General features: G+C 70.9%; 1 protein-coding gene. It reads left to right on the top strand.

Annotated features, from left to right (window positions below; all coding sequences use genetic code 11):
* On the top strand, window positions 1–669 hold a 669-nt coding region (locus Mam01_RS36125), incomplete at both ends, for an SGNH/GDSL hydrolase family protein (protein ID WP_239101891.1).

Genomic DNA, 669 nt, shown 5'->3' with positions numbered 1-669 from the left:
CGGTGCTGGGGGCGGGCGCCGCGAGCGCGGAGTCCAACGGCGGGGTGCGGGTGATGCCGCTGGGTGACTCGATCACCGAGGGCACCCAGGTGCCCGGCGGATACCGCATCGGGCTGTGGCAGCGCCTGGCCGCCGGCCGCTACACCGTCGACTTCGTCGGCTCGCAGTACAACGGGCCGGGCAACCTGGGCGACCACGACCACGAGGGCCACCCCGGCTGGCGGATCGACCAGATCGACGCCAACATCACCGGCTGGCTGCGCTCCTACACCCCCCGCACCGTGCTGCTGCACATCGGCACCAACGACGTGCTGCAGAACTACAACGTCTCCTCCGCCCCCCAGCGGCTGTCCACCCTGATCGACCACATCACCTCGGCCGCGCCCAACGCCGACGTGTTCGTCGCCACGATCATCCCGCTGTCCAACTCCGGCCAGGAGTCGGCCGCCCGCACCTTCAACGCCGCCCTCCCCGGCATCGTGCAGTCCAAGGCCAACAGCGGCAAGCACGTCTACCTCGTCGACATGCACAGCAAGCTCACCACCGGCGACCTCATCGACGGCATCCACCCCACCGCCGGCGGCTACGACAAGATGGCCGCCGCCTGGTACGCCGCCCTCCAGTCGGTGCCGGGCAGCCTGGGCCAGGGATCCAGCCCGAGCCCCAGTG

It is taken from the genome of Microbispora amethystogenes, from assembly GCF_016863015.1.
Classification (GTDB): Bacteria; Actinomycetota; Actinomycetes; order Streptosporangiales; family Streptosporangiaceae; genus Microbispora; species Microbispora amethystogenes.
This window is presented reverse-complemented; position numbering and strand designations above follow the sequence as displayed.